Annotated in this window: 22 protein-coding genes and 1 pseudogene; 9 read left to right on the top strand and 14 right to left on the bottom strand. The window is 40.4% G+C overall.

Annotated features, from left to right (window positions below; all coding sequences use genetic code 11):
• The first annotated feature begins 77 nt into the window (after positions 1 to 77).
• The 3 genes and pseudogenes from V7K56_RS05555 to V7K56_RS05565 all read left to right on the top strand — a co-directional run bounded on the left by V7K56_RS05555 (position 78) and on the right by V7K56_RS05565 (position 1,983).
• Complete coding sequence (locus V7K56_RS05555; RefSeq protein ID WP_334908385.1) at positions 78 to 707, top strand: TonB-dependent siderophore receptor; 630 nt, start codon at positions 78 to 80, stop codon at positions 705 to 707.
• Between the two features lie 2 nt (positions 708 to 709).
• Positions 710 to 1,813 (top strand): annotated as a pseudogene (locus V7K56_RS05560) (TonB-dependent siderophore receptor); the annotation flags it as partial.
• Positions 1,801 to 1,983 carry a hypothetical protein gene (locus tag V7K56_RS05565; protein ID WP_334908387.1) on the top strand — a complete coding sequence of 61 codons (183 nt, stop codon included), beginning with the start codon at positions 1,801 to 1,803 and terminating at the stop codon, positions 1,981 to 1,983. The pseudogene V7K56_RS05560 and the gene V7K56_RS05565, both read left to right, overlap by 13 nt.
• 106 nt (positions 1,984 to 2,089) lie before the next feature.
• On the opposite strand, the gene V7K56_RS05570 is transcribed toward V7K56_RS05565, so the two are convergent.
• Together V7K56_RS05570 and rocD are read right to left on the bottom strand one after the other, a co-directional pair.
• Positions 2,090 to 3,133, bottom strand: a complete 1,044-nt coding sequence (locus V7K56_RS05570; protein WP_334908388.1) for a 1,9-bis(guanidino)-5-aza-nonane synthase — start codon at positions 3,131 to 3,133, stop codon at positions 2,090 to 2,092.
• Positions 3,134 to 3,477: 344 nt separating this feature from the next.
• Positions 3,478 to 4,728, bottom strand: a complete 1,251-nt coding sequence (rocD, locus tag V7K56_RS05575) for an ornithine--oxo-acid transaminase (protein WP_334908390.1) — start codon at positions 4,726 to 4,728, stop codon at positions 3,478 to 3,480.
• 739 nt (positions 4,729 to 5,467) lie between these two features.
• On the opposite strand from rocD, the gene V7K56_RS05580 reads away from it, so the two are divergent.
• On the top strand, positions 5,468 to 5,923 hold the full coding sequence (locus V7K56_RS05580) for an EVE domain-containing protein (protein ID WP_334908392.1): 456 nt from the start codon (positions 5,468 to 5,470) through the stop codon (positions 5,921 to 5,923).
• An 86-nt stretch (positions 5,924 to 6,009) separates the two neighbouring features.
• Here V7K56_RS05580 and V7K56_RS05585 read toward each other — a convergent pair whose 3' ends face one another.
• The 3 genes from V7K56_RS05585 to V7K56_RS05595 form a co-directional block, all read right to left on the bottom strand.
• On the bottom strand, positions 6,010 to 6,834 hold the full coding sequence (locus V7K56_RS05585) for a zinc-dependent peptidase (protein ID WP_334908394.1): 825 nt from the start codon (positions 6,832 to 6,834) through the stop codon (positions 6,010 to 6,012).
• Between the two features lie 81 nt (positions 6,835 to 6,915).
• Positions 6,916 to 8,838, bottom strand: a complete 1,923-nt coding sequence (locus V7K56_RS05590) for an Hsp70 family protein (protein WP_334908396.1) — start codon at positions 8,836 to 8,838, stop codon at positions 6,916 to 6,918.
• Between the two features lie 14 nt (positions 8,839 to 8,852).
• Positions 8,853 to 9,761, bottom strand: coding sequence for a hypothetical protein (locus V7K56_RS05595; RefSeq protein ID WP_334908398.1), 909 nt, complete (start codon positions 9,759 to 9,761; stop codon positions 8,853 to 8,855).
• Positions 9,762 to 9,916: 155 nt separating this feature from the next.
• On the opposite strand from V7K56_RS05595, the gene V7K56_RS05600 reads away from it, so the two are divergent.
• Positions 9,917 to 10,708: an SAM hydrolase/SAM-dependent halogenase family protein gene (locus V7K56_RS05600; protein ID WP_334908400.1), complete on the top strand. Its 792-nt coding sequence runs from the start codon at positions 9,917 to 9,919 to the stop codon at positions 10,706 to 10,708.
• A gap of 43 nt (positions 10,709 to 10,751) precedes the next feature.
• Here V7K56_RS05600 and V7K56_RS05605 read toward each other — a convergent pair whose 3' ends face one another.
• From V7K56_RS05605 to V7K56_RS05630, 6 genes are all read right to left on the bottom strand, one after another.
• On the bottom strand, positions 10,752 to 11,507 hold the full coding sequence (locus V7K56_RS05605; protein ID WP_334908402.1) for a glucose 1-dehydrogenase: 756 nt from the start codon (positions 11,505 to 11,507) through the stop codon (positions 10,752 to 10,754).
• 314 nt (positions 11,508 to 11,821) lie between these two features.
• On the bottom strand, positions 11,822 to 12,322 hold the full coding sequence (locus V7K56_RS05610) for a M48 family metalloprotease (RefSeq protein WP_334908404.1): 501 nt from the start codon (positions 12,320 to 12,322) through the stop codon (positions 11,822 to 11,824).
• Positions 12,323 to 12,697: 375 nt separating this feature from the next.
• Positions 12,698 to 13,261, bottom strand: coding sequence for a hypothetical protein (locus V7K56_RS05615; protein WP_334908406.1), 564 nt, complete (start codon positions 13,259 to 13,261; stop codon positions 12,698 to 12,700).
• Between the two features lie 354 nt (positions 13,262 to 13,615).
• Complete coding sequence (locus V7K56_RS05620) at positions 13,616 to 13,945, bottom strand: XisI protein (protein WP_334908408.1); 330 nt, start codon at positions 13,943 to 13,945, stop codon at positions 13,616 to 13,618.
• Entirely contained in the window at positions 13,933 to 14,070 is a 138-nt protein-coding gene (locus V7K56_RS05625; protein WP_334908410.1) for an element excision factor XisH family protein, read from the bottom strand. The genes V7K56_RS05620 and V7K56_RS05625 overlap by 13 nt, the downstream gene beginning before the upstream one ends.
• Positions 14,036 to 14,350 (bottom strand): element excision factor XisH family protein, encoded by a 315-nt coding sequence (locus V7K56_RS05630; protein WP_334908413.1) that lies wholly within the window; start codon positions 14,348 to 14,350, stop codon positions 14,036 to 14,038. Before V7K56_RS05630 ends, V7K56_RS05625 begins: the two co-directional genes overlap by 35 nt.
• A 220-nt stretch (positions 14,351 to 14,570) precedes the next feature.
• On the opposite strand from V7K56_RS05630, the gene V7K56_RS05635 reads away from it, so the two are divergent.
• The 3 genes from V7K56_RS05635 (at position 14,571) to V7K56_RS05645 (ending at position 15,633) form a co-directional block, all read left to right on the top strand.
• Positions 14,571 to 14,867, top strand: a complete 297-nt coding sequence (locus tag V7K56_RS05635; RefSeq protein ID WP_334908415.1) for a hypothetical protein — start codon at positions 14,571 to 14,573, stop codon at positions 14,865 to 14,867.
• Complete coding sequence (locus V7K56_RS05640) at positions 14,864 to 15,238, top strand: clan AA aspartic protease (RefSeq protein ID WP_334908417.1); 375 nt, start codon at positions 14,864 to 14,866, stop codon at positions 15,236 to 15,238. Before V7K56_RS05635 ends, V7K56_RS05640 begins: the two co-directional genes overlap by 4 nt.
• A 188-nt stretch (positions 15,239 to 15,426) precedes the next feature.
• A complete protein-coding gene (locus tag V7K56_RS05645) occupies positions 15,427 to 15,633 on the top strand; it encodes a UPF0175 family protein (protein WP_334908419.1) in 207 nt (68 codons plus the stop codon).
• Between the two features lie 60 nt (positions 15,634 to 15,693).
• Here the strand turns inward: V7K56_RS05645 and V7K56_RS05650 are convergent, their stop codons facing one another.
• Together V7K56_RS05650 and V7K56_RS05655 are read right to left on the bottom strand one after the other, a co-directional pair.
• Positions 15,694 to 16,101 (bottom strand): type II toxin-antitoxin system VapC family toxin, encoded by a 408-nt coding sequence (locus V7K56_RS05650; protein WP_334908421.1) that lies wholly within the window; start codon positions 16,099 to 16,101, stop codon positions 15,694 to 15,696.
• Positions 16,082 to 16,345, bottom strand: coding sequence for a hypothetical protein (locus V7K56_RS05655; protein WP_334908423.1), 264 nt, complete (start codon positions 16,343 to 16,345; stop codon positions 16,082 to 16,084). The genes V7K56_RS05650 and V7K56_RS05655 overlap by 20 nt, the downstream gene beginning before the upstream one ends.
• 156 nt (positions 16,346 to 16,501) lie before the next feature.
• Here V7K56_RS05655 and V7K56_RS05660 point away from each other — a divergent pair, with 156 nt between their 5' ends.
• Positions 16,502 to 16,792, top strand: a complete 291-nt coding sequence (locus V7K56_RS05660; protein WP_334908425.1) for a nucleotidyltransferase family protein — start codon at positions 16,502 to 16,504, stop codon at positions 16,790 to 16,792.
• Positions 16,793 to 16,860: 68 nt separating this feature from the next.
• Here V7K56_RS05660 and V7K56_RS05665 read toward each other — a convergent pair.
• Positions 16,861 to 17,189: WD40 repeat domain-containing protein (locus V7K56_RS05665; RefSeq protein WP_334908427.1), on the bottom strand; the 329-nt coding region annotated here is incomplete at its 5' end.

Genomic DNA, 17,189 nt, shown 5'->3' on the forward strand with positions numbered 1-17,189 from the left:
GTTTGTGTAGATTGGCGTTTTCGTACAGAGGATGCAAGAGTTAAGCTTTCAAAGATTTATCCAACCCATCAAAATTAATGGGACAGACCACTAGTTATATATTTCAGGGTTTTGATACGGCTGGTATCGAACGGGTTGAAGTGCTTAAAGGACCCGCCTCTGTTCTCTACGGTCAGGGTTCCTTGGGAGGGGTAGTAAATTATATCACTAAACAACCCCTAAGCGACCCTTACTATGCGGTGTCAGCCTCTGCTGGCAGCTTCAACTTCTATCGCGGTGCAATAGACTTGAGTGGTCCACTTAATCCTAGCAAAACGGTGTTATATCGTCTTAACCTGGCGGGTCAGACGATAGAAAGTTTCGTTGATTTCTATGATGAACAAAAATACTTTGTAGCACCTGTTGTTTCCTGGCAAATTAGCGATCGCACCAAAATTACTTTTTCTGGCGAATATCAGGTTCGACCCAAAAAGTTTGGTCAGGTTGGTATCCCCGCAGAAGGGAGTGTTCTACCCAATCCAAATGGCAAAATACCGCGCGATCGCAACATATCGGAGCCATATAGTACAACCGATGCAAGTGCCTTTCGCATTGGATACGATCTCGAACATCGCTTTAGTGAAAACTGGCAGCTACGTAACGCTGTAACGCTTTTGGATATTCCGCAGTTCAACGATATAATAATTGGGTCAATGCCAGCGCTTTAGAGGACGATAAGCGTACTCTAGCTAGATACTACGCCAACGGTTTTGATGACCTAAGATACTATAATCTTGATACTTATGTGGTGGGTAAGTTTGCCACTGGTAGCATTGGGCATCAACTAGTCGCAGGTTTTAATCTCACCAGGCAAACCTATGGTGGTCCCTTCAATAGACGCCAAATTGCTTCCCTTGACCTGTTCAACCCTGTATACGGTAGTCAGCCATTTGGTGATGTTAGCTTTTCCAATAGTCTCGACACAACAGACGCACTCGGTGTTTATGTTCAAGATCAGGTGACACTGACTGATAATCTGAAACTGCTATTTGGCGGACGGTTTGATACCGTCAACCAGACCTCAGAAGATCGTCTTGCTAATACAGAACAAACGCAATCTGATGATGCATTCAGTCCGCGTGTCGGCATTGTCTATCAGCCGATAAGAGCAATTTCGCTGTATGCTAACTACAGTCGTTCTTTCACACCAAACACTGGAAGAGGCTTTGATAACAGTACATTTCAACCGGAACGCGGCACTTCCTATGAAGTTGGCATCAAAGGAGATATCAGCAATCGACTTTCTGCGACCCTTGCCTTCTACGACCTGACACGCTCCAATGTCTTGACGGACGATCCTGTGAATACAGGCTTCTCTATTCTAACAGGCGAGCAACGCAGCAAGGGAGTTGAATTCAGCATAGCCGGGGAAATTTTACCAGGATGGAACATCATCGCAGGTTATGCTTACACGGATGCAGAAATTACCAGAGACAATACTTATGCGGTTGGTAACTTGCTGAATAATGTCCCCAAACATAGCTTTAACATCTGGACTTCCTACGAAATTCAATCAGGTGGGATGAAGGGATTTGGCGTTGGTGGAGGATTGTTTTTTGTCGGCGACAGACAAGGGGATCTAGAGAATACCTTTAAATTACCCAGCTATCTCCGCACCGATGCTGCCATCTTCTATAAACGAGACGGATTCCGAGCAGCGATTAATTTCAAGAATCTGTTTGATGTCAACTATTTTGAATCTGCTGGTTACATACTAAGTGTTTTTCCTGCCGATCCGTTTACGGTACAGGGGACGGTTTCATGGGAGTTTTGACCCCAGCCTCCACTGGGGACTCCCTTTTGGCTTGGCAAGAATGTTTCAACGTACCTGCTTATAAGTCCAATATCACTCAGCAAATAAAACCCCGCGATCGCACAATAGATTTGTTACACTCAAGTCGCAATTACAGCAGTTTTCATGTATTTGAACCACATCTGTTGTAGAGGCGCAAGGCCTTGCGCCCCTACCGCGTGGTCTATTTACCTGAAAATAGCTGTAATTGACAATTGATAGTGGCAAAAAAGGGGGCGAGTCTGCCCCCTACAATTGCTACACAGTCGCTACCTTGGATTGAGGTTTAGTGAATAACCCAGCTAAACGATGCGGTTGGCGATCGCGCCAGTTACCCTTATGATATGCATACCCCGCAATTAACGGGAATGCCACAGTCGCCTCAGAAAATACCATCTGTTCAGTAGCTTTATCTACTTTCCCCCAAGAATGAGCCTCTTTGAGAGTAGAACCAGATAAAGCACCATCGCGCTCATCGGCGACGGTGACTTGAATTGTATACTTGTGCATACTCGTCTCAAATCCCAGCATTTCCGCAGCTACTACCGTATCCTGGGCGAAGTTTTTTGGTACACCACCACCAATCATTACCAATCCAGTGTAGTTGGAAGCCAGTTTGCACTGCGTCAACTCCCGGAAGTCTCGCACCGAGTCAATGGTTAAATGAGATTCTGGAGAATTCCATTGGTGATGCACTAAGCCAAACCCAGCAGAACAGTCACTAAAAGCGGGGACAAAAATTGGTACTTGGTGTTGATAAGCGGCTTGCACTACAGATTGACCATAATTACCCCGACGTTCTAAATAAACCGCCATCTGCTCAATAAATTCCCGTGAAGAATAGGGACGCTTCTCTAAATTCTCGGCGATTTGGGCGAGCGTCATGTCACACACCCGCAGTTGATCTTCATCAATGTAGGTGTCATATATGCGGTCTATCCGTTGCTGTCTTAACACCTCATCATCAGCAAAGGGGTCGCCGACATAATGACGATAACCCAACGCTTCAAAGAAATCTTGATCAACGATGTTAGCGCCAGTAGACACGATCGCATCTACCATATTGTGAGTAATTAAATCGTGGACTATTCTCTTGAGTCCAGCACTAAACAAAGACCCAGCTAAACACAGAATAATCGTACATTCTTTATCTTGCAGCATTGCATCATAAATTTTTGCTGCCCGCCCCAAATTTCGACCTTGGAAAGCCGTCTTACCCATAGCTTCCACCAAGCCAACAACATCGAAAGCTTTAATGTCAATTGGTTGAACGGTCTGTTGCAAAAGTTCTTCACGATTCATAGTAGATTGTCCTTTTTATCGAAAACAAAAATTATCCGATCTGCACAGCGACTAGAAGGCAAATTTTGCCAATGTACTAGTACAACACAGCAGAAATAAATAGACCATTCAAAATCAATGAAACGCTTACACTGTATTCATTTTGAATTTTGAATTTCGCGCAGCGGTACTAGGTGCTTCGCAGTGGTCGCACCAGGACAAACCAGGATCAGATTGCTGTCTTTTATTTAACTTGACATGCAATTCCCAGATACTCATGAGTTGGATAGAAGAACTGTTAAATTTTGCTACTAATGACTTTTCAAACACTACAAGTCACCCCGCATAAGTCAATTTACGCCAAACTAACAAGTGGTTGTCAAAACTCGCTCAATTTTCTCCAATGCCCAATCTATTTCATCTTGGGAAATAATCAAGGGAGGAGCAAAACGAATGACATTATCTCTAGTTTCTTTGGCTAATAATCCCTCTTTAGCTAAGACTTTACAAAAACGTCTAGCACCACCAGCTTCGGGGTGCAATTCCATCCCAAGTAATAAGCCTTTACCACGCACTTCCTTAATATATGAACTTTCAATTGATTGTAATTTCCTTAGAAAATATTCTCCCAGTTGTAAGGCTTTCTCTGGCAACTCTTCTTCTATAATTACATCAAGTGCTGCAATGCCAATAGCAGCAGCTAATGGATTTCCGCCAAAGGTACTACCATGATCTCCTGGTTGAAATACACCCATCACTTCGTCAGTAGAAATAAACGCAGAAATTGGATAAAATCCACCAGATAAAGCTTTTCCTACAGTTATGCCATCTGGCTTAACATTTTCATATTGATGGGCAAACATTTTACCTGTTCTTCCCAAGCCAGTTTGAATTTCATCAAAAACCAGTAATACATTATAATGGCGACATATTTGTTCGGCTTGCTTTAAAAACCCATTAGGAGGAACAATAATACCTCCCTCACCCTGAATTGGTTCTACCAAGAATGCAGCAGTGTTGGGAGTAATCGCTTTTTCTAATGCTTCAGCATCACCAAAAGGGATAACTTTAAACCCATTCGTTAAAGGCCCAAATCCATCTTGATATTGTTCTTCTGTAGAAAAACTGATTAAACTAATAGTGCGTCCAGAAAAATTATTACTACAAACAATAATTTCTGCTTGATTTTCTGGTACACCTTTTACTTTATAAGCCCATTTACGAATGGCTTTGATAGCCGTTTCCACAGCTTCGGCTCCTGAATTCATAGGTAGCACTTTAGGTAAACCAGAAATCTCAGAAAGCTTCTCATAAAATCTTCCTAATTGGTCATTGCGAAAAGCCCTGGAAGTTAGTGTAATCATCTCGGCTTGCTTTATCATTGCTTCGAGAATTTTGGGATGACAATGACCCTGATTTAATGCTGAGTAAGCCGAAAGAAAATCTAGATATTTTTTACCTTCTATGTCCCATATCCACACTCCTTGTCCTTTAGTGATTACTACATCTAAAGGATGATAATTATCAGCACCATATTGCTGTTCTAGTTCAATATAATCCTGAGTATTCATTGTGTTGAGGTTGGAAATTCCCAAAGTTACATTCGCTGCTTGCATATTTACTCCTGATAGTTTTGAAAGATTGAAATAAAACTAGATAATATCTGAAAGACTACCAGTCGAATGAGACATTCAACCAGTATGAGCCTAAAAAGAAAAAATCCCGATCAGTTCTTCGTTTTATAGTTCTTAATTCCAGAACACTATTTACTAATGAGAGCAATACTGTAACTCCCTTTTCTTAAGTCTGCATATCAAAGATATACGCAACTTTGATACTGATGGATTTTTTCTAAATATCTAAATAGCCGATAATTATTGACCAGCCATTTCCTTTTCTTCCAGATATGCAACTTGTGTAGGACTTCTGCCTACTTTTAGTGAAGAAAACCAGTTGCCCACTCTGTCTGAATGTAAAATTTTGCTGGCATAACAACCAAGGGTGTAAACTGCAATCTTTTTAATGGTACTTTTATTTATATCCGCAACTCACAAATAAAAAATAAAAGTTGATAAACAGGCGCTGGGTATTCTAACCTAGAGACTTTACTATAAAATACAGATTACCATTAAATTCCCAAACTTTCAATGCTGGGGTGGGGGATGAAAAGTTAAAGATTATTTCAGCGCCTATGCCAGTAAAAAAATAAACAACTAGAAAAATCCAGTCATTTCCCAAAAAATAACAATAATCATTGAGCGAGAGAAGATAGTGAAATTGGCGCATACTTTAATGAGAACGAACTGTTTTTATTGATATGATGCGATCGCCCTGGTATATACATAATTTCTGTAGATGAATTATTGGCTAATGAAATCAGAACCAGAAGCCTATAGCATTGCTGACCTTCAACAGCAGAAGGAGACTATCTGGGACGGCATTCGTAATTATCAGGCTCGCAACTTTTTGCGCCTTATGGATGAAGGAGACTTAGCTTTTTTCTATCACTCCAGCACTAATCCTCCCAATATTGCTGGGTTAATGCGTGTAGTGAAAAAAGATATTGCTGACCCAACCCAGTTTGAACCAGAAAGTAAATACTACGACCCGAAATCAAGTCCTGAATCCCCTCGCTGGCAAACAGTTGTAGTGGAATTTGTTGAAACTTTTTCTAACCCCATCTTGCTATCAATACTCAAAGAAGAGTTTAGCGCCGAAGAGTTGATGTTGCTGAGACAAGGAAATCGATTATCAGTGATGCCCGTCCCTGAAGCAGTAGCTTTGAAGATTCTAGCAATGAAAACCTCCTAGTTGAAAATTACAGTAGGACTGTACCTCACTAACTTGAAATTTACTGTATTTATGGAGATTATCTTTTACTTTTTATTTTAATTGGTTCATACCCATTGCACAGGATCTAATTGATAGTAACGTTGTAGTTGCTCATAAAGTGCCGGATATTCGGATAACAATTGCTGCGGTTTCTCAAAGAATGTCTCAGTCGCTACGGCGAAAAATTCTGCGGGATTCGTTGCGCCATAGCTATCCATTACCGTATTTACACCTTGTAGAACATCATTACAAAGTTGCTGATATGCTTGTGTCATCACCTTTGCCCAAATAGCGTAGTCTGAATTGCGTTGCAGTATCGGAACTCCTTCAGCTTTACCATCTTCTTGATCTAACTGATGGGCAAATTCATGAAGCACAACGTTATGTCCATCCCTCCAGTTATTAATGTCTTGTTTCACTTGTTCCCAAGACAGTACTACTTGGTCATTTGTCCACGATTCACCTAGTCTTGCTACACGCCTTTCCTCAACAACATATTTTCCGACAGAAGTTGTTTCCTGAACAAAATAAGCGTTGGGATACACCAGAATTGAACGAAGTCTGGGGAAGTACTGCCCACGTTCATTTAATAGAAGTAAACAGGCGACAGCAGCAAGAGTCAGTTTCATTTCCTCTGTTACCTGTAATCCTCTACAGCCAATAAATTGCTTTTCTGCTAAGAACACTTGAATATGTCCCTGAAGTCGTCTGATTTCATCGGGAGAAAGACAGGGATAAATGGGAAAATTATTCTCAACAATGGCACTCCAAAGTGCTGGAAAAGGACGGTGTTTGAGCCGATTCCTTCGCCTTTTCACTAAAATTGGATTGAATAAAATCCCTGCGATAATCAGCCCAATGCTCAGAAAGAAAACTATTATTTTAACCATTGACTTTTGAGCAGTTTACATATTGAATTCACTGGTAAGCATAAAATCTAGAATAATGTTGTTGTGGCTCACTAACTACTACTATTGGATCAGAATTATGCAAGATTGAACCTTGGTAGAAAGGCTTGTTTGAAGCTCTTGCTCAACTTTACTAATCAGTTTGTCAAAAGCCTCTTGATCTGCTGTCAATTGTTCTTGAATAACTTTCTCTAACTCAGGCTTTATTTGAGCACATATATCCTCAATTTTTCTGTCATTCAAAAAGCTAGAACGCATCCAACTAGGTACATCCACATTTGTCTTAATTACTTCTTGAACACTCTTGCGATTTAGCTCCATTCCTGCCGCCATCACTGAAGCGCCATATACTAGTGCAATCGGCCAGGTTAAATGTCCAGTTAGTATTAGAGTAATGATGCTAGCCACAGCGCCTCCACCAATTACTACATTGACGATAAACGCCACTGTCTCAGCCAGGATAGCATCTCCAATTCGTAGCTCTGGGTTAACAAAATTTGGATCAATGCTATCCTCGAACCTTAAACTGCTTCTAGGTATCTGAAATTTTCGACATATTGGATCGGTTTGTGCGGCTAAATCGGGTTGTATTTTATTGCTAAACCAAGAAGCGCATTGATGATTAATTATCTGCACGGCGCGATCGCTTTTGAGCCACTGTTCTGCTCGACCGATCAAAGCTGTTTCCAAATCGGCTAAAGTCCGTATTTTATTTTTTTGCCAATCTTTTAAAGCTGGTTTAACTGCATTGACAATCAAGCCATCCGCCAAAGGTTTAGTTAATGATTCGATTAACTCCGGGATATGCCTTTCAATCAAACTTTTAAGCTTGTTCGAGGTAAATAGTTTGTTGACTTCTTGTTTAAAAGCAGCAGCACGCAGATCCCATCGTCCTACTCGTGCTAAACCCATTGCAATGCACCGTTCCGGCTCCGGATCGGGGCGAAGCAGCGTTTCTGGTTCGGGAAACATTTCCTGACAAAGAACGTGGGTAAACTTCATGCGAGATGCACCGCCAGTCATTAACACAAGTTTCGGCACAATTCCAAGTTTTCCTAGCTTTTCTTTTGCTTCCTTTAAAGAGTCACGAAATGATTTAATCCAACTATGATCCCCCAGTTCCGATAAAGGCTGGTTTAAAATTTCCTCTATCAGTAATTTATTGACTTGGGGAATAAAATAAATCTGTTCGTTGATTGACTCGAAGCCACGCGCAAAGGATTCAGAATCACTGTATAGCTGCTCATTAGAAAAGTAATCTTCTTTAGCTTTGCGGCAAGCAAGCTCACAACGAGCTTGGTGATGGGGATATTCCTTAAATACTTTTTCGAGTAATGCTTTTTGTTCGTGGTTAGCGAGAGTCCAGGCGAAAATAGCTTTGTCAATTAGGGATGCACCCAAAATATTACTCCCGAAATCTATCGGGATCTCTTCTAAGCTCTTAACCAGAGTAAAATCTGTGGTTGAAGAACCAATATCGACAATTAGCACCGATGCCAGAAGTTTGTCATACTCCAGCTTCCCGGCTTCCTTGGCTTGCATGAAAGCAGCCCGCGATTCGGGTACAACATTTAGTTGGGGAATCCCGGCTTCTTGAAGTAGCTTTTGGTATTCGGTGCGATCGCTAGCTGACCATCCAGAAGGGCAACCAATGTAAAAATAGCTACCTTCTTGGCCCTCAACTTGTTTGCTTTCTTTCAAAAGGCGGTAGTAGGTTGCCACAAAAGTGCTAATTGTTTCCCTATATTTGGGATCGTTGTTGGGTTTTTGCTTGAAAGAGATTGTCAGTTGGGTAACGCCAGCTTGAATTAATGCTTGTTCGCCGACAAGATAACCGAGTTTGGGATGCCAGCCAAGGGCTGTAATTTGGTTCTTCTTGTTATTAATCTCCAACATTTGGGGAGGTTCGATGCTTTCTACTACAGCTTTAGCTACAGCCGTTTCACCGTGTCCCAAATCAAAACCGATTGTTTCTAAAATTTCCATACCCTTATTGTCTATTATTCTCTAGCAGAGGAATATGCTGGCTCAATTACCCTACCGCGTCTAATCAAGCGATCGCCTTTCAACAAAGCCGGAGTTAGAGTGACGTGATCTTTGGTATCGGGATCGATACTTGGCTCAAAGTCAAAATACTCGCGATCGCTGTGCGGGTCATTTGGTCGGTAAATTTGAGTGTTAATTCCCTGAGACATTAAAATTTGTGGCAGAAGTTTCGCCAGTTCATGAGCCATTTGGGGTTTATCAAGTTTTGATGCGCCCATCAGCCTTTGCAGAAAATTTAATAGCTCTGGCAATTCTTCTATTGCTAGGTCGCCTTCATGTTTATTTGATTCTTCTACTCTAGCTACTGCTAGGTCGATAGTGTTGAGAGCATCGCTAAGGCAATCTAGAAATACTTTGCTATCAACTCGGAGAATCGGTTGAGGTAATTCCAATAGCCCTTCAGATATAGAATTATTTTGCTGGTTATTTAATTCGAGTTGAAGTACAATTTCTAGTCCTATAAGTAGAGAAGTTAATAAGATAGCCATCCAAGCACCTGGGGTAGTTTTAGTTAAAGAAAACAACGAGCCTAAGATGCCGATATAAACTAGCCCCTGTAGTAGTTTCAGGATTAATCTGGTAGAAAAAAACTTTGTCTGCGGGTTAGTAATTTGTTTTTGCTCTGTTGGAGCAACTTGAAGATAATTAGCCGCTGCCAGAGTGGCGATAGACTGCCGCAGTGTATCCAGGAAAAAGGAAGCCAGACGAACTTGAGCCAAATTAAGCTTTTCAATATAAATTCTTTCGAGGTTATCGAGTCGGTTTTGAACCAGTTTAACTATTTGCTCAATGCCGATTGTATTATCAATATCTGTCTGGAGTTGGTTGCGTTCTTCGCTAAAAAGTGAGGTGATTGTTTTCATTGCATTGATTAAGACTTTAACGTTATTAATTAAGAGTGAAATCAACACTCATTTTTTCATTTCATTCTGTAATCACATAATGACGGAATAATTCATAATGACTAATTATGAATTAGGTTGATTGCAAATTACTACTCATCAAAAGGAGGAACAGAATGTTTATCTGCGTCATTGCAGACTACGGTACAGGAGATCCGGCATTTACAGAAGTTACACAACGTCTGCTGATGGCTTTTCCCCATGCCCAAATTCATTTGCTTTCGGTTCCAGCATTCAGTACCTTAGCAACGGGATTCTGGATTGCCCAACTGGGACTTAACCCAGGCCCTAGCGATCGCCTAATTTATCACAACTGTGCGCCTCGTCAGGATGATCCTGAAGCTCGTCGAGACAATGAAGGTGAAGGACTAACTTATGCTCTTTTATCTAATGGTGTAAAAGTAGTGGGTGTGAATGCAGGCTACACCCTCTCCTTTATCAAAGACTATACAAAGGAGTTGCGAACGATCAACGTTTCTCGTGGTGGATCGCAGTTTCGCTCACGGGATGTATTTCCTCCGGCTGCGGCTGCCATTGTGAATGAAGATTTTAGCATTCTGGGAGATAGCCTTAAGAGTGAGCAAATTCCAGATGTTCCACCAGATCGAATTGCCTGGATTGATGGCTACGGCAACATCAAAACAACTATCGGGGCCCATACACTTAATTTAGAGCCTCAAAGCAAGATCGTGATCCGGATTGGAGATGTGGTCAGTGATGCAGTGTATTCTGATGGTAGTTTCAAAGTATCTGAAGGAACTTTGGCTTTTGCTCCTGGTAGTTCTGGTTGGTCAAGAGGCGATTCCGGAGAACCATTGCGCTTCCTAGAGCTATTTCTGCGAGGAGGGAGTGCTTGGGAACGCTTTGGTCGTCCCCGTGTGAATCAGCAAGTAACTCAAATTGCCTAAAATTGCTTAGTTGGCTTTATCGAGTCGTCCTGACCAAAAACGATTAGATTTGTGCTGTGCCGCCATCGACGAACAATTCGATGCCAGTGATATAGCTGCTCTCGTCAGATGCAAGGAAAGAGACTGCTTTGGCGATTTCGTCCGGTGTACCTGGGCGACCCAAAGGTGTGGTAGTAGCGGTATCCGCCTTAATTTGCTCAATTTGCTCGTCGCTCATGCCGAGTTCAGTTTTGTAGCCAGGTGTAATCACCGTCCCAGGACTGACAACATTGACTCGGATTTGGCGGTCTTTGAGATCGACTGACCACGTGCGTGCGAACGATCGCAGTGCTGCCTTGGTAGCAGCATAAACGCTGAAAGCTGGTATACCCTTGCTCGATGCCGCCGACCCGTTGATGACGATCGACCCACCAGCAGGCATCAACGGCAGCGCCTTCTGCACGCTGAAAAGCGTCCCCTTGACGTTGATACCAAAATACTTGTCGAAGTGCGCCTCGGTGATTTGTTCGAGCGGCACAAACTCCCCGCCACCCGCGTTCGCAAAGAGGATATCAAGGCGTCCTTTCTGCTCTTTTATCGCGGCGTAAAGATGATCTAGATCGCTGAGATTCGACACATCGCCCTGAACAGCAGTAACATTTTCACCGATCTCTTTCACCGCAGCATCAAGTCCGTCTTGACGACGACCTGTAATAAAGACATAGGCCCCCTCTGCAACAAACCGCTTTGCTGTGGCGAGTCCGAGGCCGCTATTACCACCTGTTATAAGTGCGATTTTTCCTGTGAGTTTCTGTGACATGGTAGTGACTCCCTTGAATGAGTTAAATATGAGCTTTGATGGTATTTATACTTAAGCGCTGTAGCTACCTTCGACATCAGGCTTTGTCCCAGTGACATAAGAGGCAGCAGCACTATCAGTGAGTGATTTATTTACCAATCGGTATAAAAGCAATATCACTTTTTAACTCATGTTGTCAAGGGAGTTTTATACTAGAAGGTATGAAAATAGAAAAATCAAATAGCGATCGTTAAACAAATTTGGAGTTGATTCGCAAAGATACTCCATCTTCTGATAAATCTAATTTTAGTGGTTGAGGATTATTTTTTAATTGCTCATAGCCATCCATCCATAGAGCGAACCATAATGTTATATTCTGCTTCTGCTTCTTGGAGTAATTTTTCTTGTAAACTAGCTTCTGCTTCTTCTTGCTGTGCGGAATGGCGTTGTGTATGGTGGGCTAATTCATGACTGATAATAAAAGCTAAAGCTGCATCATCGCCGTGTATTTGGTCTAACAAGCCTTTATAAATTACGATTTTGTTTAACTCATCTGCGTAGGCATTGATATCATATTCATCAGTGATTTGTAAGCGCCAGGGATGATCATCAAGTCCATTAGCACGAATCACTCTTTCCGCTACACTGTAAACCCATTGTAAGTTAGTCTTTTTAGGTTGTATTCGTAGGAGAGAGTTTGAAGGATTTGTAGTAGTTGAAAGTGATGGTAATGGAATTGTTGCTTGTGCAAAACCTGGTATATTGAGGTTTAGTAAAACGCTACTGCTAAAACCTAATGTAGTGAAAAAGATGCTGCGAATGTATGAGGATGTCATAATCGTAAACGCCTATTGGGACTTAGGCAAAAAACACCGATAAAATGACCTCAAACGTATATCTCAAAGGGTTTTGACATTGTTTTGCTTGGTTTGTTAATATATCTGGGTTTCAGGCGTTTTCGGGCATTTGGTGTATTTCCCTTACCCCGCAAGGGTTTGAGGCTTATTTATTCCTCAAAAATGTTTAAGTCCCACTATTTGCTTTGTTTGAATGCCTTTGATTATGTTTACGATCAAATAATGGTGTATTTACGCATTTTAGATTTTTATATTGAGATATTTTTTACTAAAAAAAGCGGGCAATATGCCCGCGCTACAAGTTTGAATGAAAAATATTCAACACAACAATTATCTAAATAATTACTTTTGCTGCTACAAAATTTTAAAAGCATTAAAAAATCTACTAGCGTCACCAACAGCAGGGTTCTCAACGAAGAGTACATATATGCGTTGATCAGCTAAAAATACTCTAAGTTTGGTAATTTTTTCCCCTTCTTGATATGTGTATTCTTTGCCGGGATAACGACCTAATGAGATATTGCGAGTTTCCAGTATTTTTTGAGATTTATCTTGAAACTCGCTGACAAATGCAGTCAATAATTCGTTTGGCTCGACTTGGCTAATATCCATCCGATACTGTCCGTAGAAAATCCCATATTTACTTTCATCGGTTTCTGCTAGTTGCGCCTCCATAAGTATATATTCATTATCTAATTTCATTGTCATGACACCTGGTTCAACGGGTAAGATACCAGAAAATTTCCAGGTACTAGAGGAAATGTTTTTCCATCCAGAAATGGTATTGGCTTGTGCTAATACTAATTGCGATTGGGATTGATTAGTTTGGGTTTTTGATAAGTTAGTGGCTTGTGCTTTGGGAAGCCAAGCTACAGTTACTAACATCATAATTACCAATGTAAAATTCAATGATTTCATGATTATGTATCTCCTATGAATATGTCGAGATATTGTTGAGGTCAGTTATATTGTTTGAACCCCTTCATAGGAAAATACGAATTTATTTACGTGCAATTACGCAGTTGGTAAAATATTTTTTTAGTTCGCTGAGAAATAATGTAATGCTTTTGTAGTGTGTATGACGGCTACAATAAATTATTAAGAACAAAAATTTGGTACTGCATAATTGTTACTTTTTAGCGACGTGTGATTATTTCTTCATTGAAATCGGAAAATGTTTCATCTGACATATCATCCCAACAACCTGCAAACTGCATAAAATGTACCTTGGCAGTAAGTAGCTGGTTTTAGAGATATACTAATTTTTGAAAATCACGCCACCGCAAATTCTGTATATTGTCTAACATCCTCTGGATGAAAATCCAAAACAATTTTATCTTTGGGAATTCCTGCGGCTACAAGTTCATTGGCAATGCCATATTCAGTCCCATCACGCTGAATCCAGATTTTACCATCAATAATTTCAATATGAATAATACAACCATGAACCCGTTCTTCCCCTTGCCATCCCAAAGTCATTACTATGTAATTAGTAGCTGTGCGGTCAATGATGAGTTTTGTTTCTAATTGACCATAGGGAATTTTGACATATTCAGTCAAAATGTATTTGATATTTTTTTGATATTTTTCTAAGGTATCCATTGCACAATTACCTCTTGTTTTTGGTCAAAGATTAATAGACGCAGACAATTCTTTTTCAATAAAATCTTGCCTATGGGTTCAAAAAAAATTTCAGTATAAGTTCGCTGGGGAATGGCAAGATACAAAATGCGATCGCTTCCTTGTTCTTCTTAAGATATCGTAGTAAAGGATGAACTGTCCTAAAGCGCTCTCTAAATCTATAACTGGAGATGGGCTAAGAAAACTTTTGATTTCAACTGCTATCTTCTGTTGACCTTTTTCTACTGCTATAAGTTTTTGTGCGCCTAAGTCTATATATATATCTTTTGTCCCACATTTTAATTTAAATGGCTCGTCAGTAATTAGCCAACCATCTTTTTGTAGGGCTGTTCTCACAACATTATGATAAACATCTTTAGCGGGCATGGGTGTTTAATAAAAATACCGGGAAAGTGAGTTATTTTTTATGCTACGTTATCGCCAGATGCTTTTGGGAATATCTGACTATTTTTTTATTTTTTAGGCTCAACGCTTGATGTCATCAGACAAACGCCTATCTTCTACGTTGACATTTACAGAAAGCATGACCCAATAACATAAGTATAAAGGTTTCAGGCTAAGATAAGAAAAACGGTAATGCAAAATTATGTCTCTTGGACAACCGCAATATAGTAAAGAAGAATTTGCCAGACTGGGTGATGAGATTTATCAACGCGATATTTATCCCCAGTTGCAATCTGCCCAGTTGCAATCTGATAGTGGTGGCAAAATAGTTGCTATTGATATTGCTACGGGTGCATGGGAAATAGATGATGATGAAATTTCCGCTTGTTCTCGTCTGGAAAAACGTTACCCAAATGCACAGATTTGGATTGTAAAAGTTGGTTCTCGTTATGTGCGTCGATTTGGCGCAAGTCGTAGTCAAAAAGCAAAAACAGCATGATTATTGGACGAGTTAATGGGCACTATGAACCAATTATTCGCGTAGATATTCACGATTCTAATGGAAGGGTTTACGAGCGAGATGCAGTTATAGATACGGGTTTTGATGGTTGGCTTTCTTTACCTCCAGATATTATTACAGTGCTAGGGCTTAATTGGAAAAGACGCGGACGAGCTTTATTGGCAGATGGTAGCGAAAGTATTTTTGATATTTACGAGGCTACGGTACTTTGGGATGGGCAACTTTTAACAATTCCTATTGATGAAGCTGATTCCGAACCGCTTGTTGGAATGTCGTTAATGGAAAGTTATGAGTTAAATATACAAGTTATTGATGGTGGTATGGTGCGGCTAATGAAGTTCAAGGCTTGATGTCGTCACACAAATGTCTATCTTCTGCGTTGACATCCCGGTTATTATTGAGATAATCGTGCAGATAAAATCCCTACAAACCTGAATTTCGTCAGCGATAATGCTCAGGTTATTTAATCACTGAAGTTTTTAGTAAGAGGGAAAAATGAGCGTCGTCATATCAGATGATACTTTGCGTGAAGCGTGGAATGACAGCAGCCGAATTTAAACAGGAAATTGCTATATTGCTGTTTGCATCGGGAAAACTTCCCCTTGGATATGCGAGCAAATTGGCAGACATGGATAAAATACAGTTTCAACAGTTGCTTCAAAAACGCAAAATTCCTCTGTATTCTTATGAAATAGAAGATTTTGAACTCGATTTGAAGAATTTGCGTGAGTTAGGTAGGTTGTGATTGTTATTAGTGATACTTCACCAATCACCAGCCTTGCTGCTATTGGTCAATTAGATTTACTTATGCCTGACTCCAGTCTTCAATTTCTAAGCCTTCGATTTTCTCGAAATCTCTCCGATTATTAGTTACAAGAATCAAATTGTTAGCAATAGCAATTCCTGCTATGAGAATATCGATATCGTCTACTGGTGTCCCCTTCTTTCTTAAACTAGCATAAATATCACCAGAAATCGTTGTAGAGTCTGTAGTTAGAGGCAAAACTGTGTTATTTGAAGCAAATTCTAAAAAAGATGTTAGTTGTTTCTGTGCATCACGATGCTTCAATCCGCTAACTATTTCGTAATAGGTGATGATGCTGATGTTGATTTTGCCATATTCTTTAATATATGCATTAAAGTTTTCAATCACTAGGGGTTGATCGCGGAAAAACAAGGATAAAATGTTGGTATCAACCAAAGCTACTTTCATCACTTCTTCTTCCCAAAAAAGCCTGCTGGCGACGTGCATTTATTTCTTCAGTGAAGTCAGAAAATGTTTCATCTGACATATCATTCCAACAACCAGCAAACTGCATAATTTGTTCGGGTGTACCTTGAGATGCTTCTACACCGACTCGAAAAGAATGGATAAAATTATATACTTCTTCCAGCTTTTCTTCAGGAATGAGATTAATTTCTGTCAGAAGTTTGGTACGTAAATTTGATGGTTTCATGTTGTACTGTATAGGGTGTGGTGTATCAAGCTTGTTTTCATTTTAATTTGTTATTAAGGCAGGTTAGTATGAGAAGCGTTTACTCAAAGAGCATGAAGATGCCTGAAAATGCCAAACTAGAGGTAGAGATTTGTTGAAATCATTTTGGGTTAGGCTATGGGCATTGATGAAATACTTAAAGCCGATCGGGAAGAAATTTTGAGAATTGCGGCTTTGTACGGAGCGTATAATGTCCGGGTGTTTGGTTCTGTGGCCAGAGGAGAAGCAAGACTAGATAGTGATGTAGATTTTCTGGTGGAACTCGAACCACAAAGAACTTTGCTAGACCAAATTGCTTTGATGCAGTCCTTAGAAGAATTGCTAGGACGTAAAGTGGATGTAACTGAAGTAGAAACTTTACATGAGTTGATTAGAGATAAAGTGTTGCGGGAAGCTGTGGCGTTATGAGAGACGACCGGCTGTACTTGAGCAACATTATACTCATATTTTGCACATGGTAGAGGAGGTAAATCACCTCAACGCTTCATATCATCACACAAACGACTATCTTCTGGGCTGACATCAGGGTTATTTTGTAGGTAATAGTGTATCAAGCCACACCCCCGCACCAGCAAATTATCTAAATCAAAATTCCACAAAATTACTGTACCGTCCCTATATGCAGAAGCAAGGGTTTTGCCATCTGGGCTAAAGCTGACACTGTTAACGGGACTTAAACAAAAATTAAGCCAAATGTAGCCCAAACTGGTTTTATAGGCTGCAAACAGGTCACGATTTAGGGTCAACCAATCGAAAAATCGAAAGGAGATAGCTGTTCTAAAGGCGTTATTAGCTTCAGTAAATG

Origin of the sequence: Nostoc sp. (genome assembly GCF_036917535.1) — a bacterium.
Lineage (GTDB): Bacteria > Cyanobacteriota > Cyanobacteriia > Cyanobacteriales > Nostocaceae > Nostoc.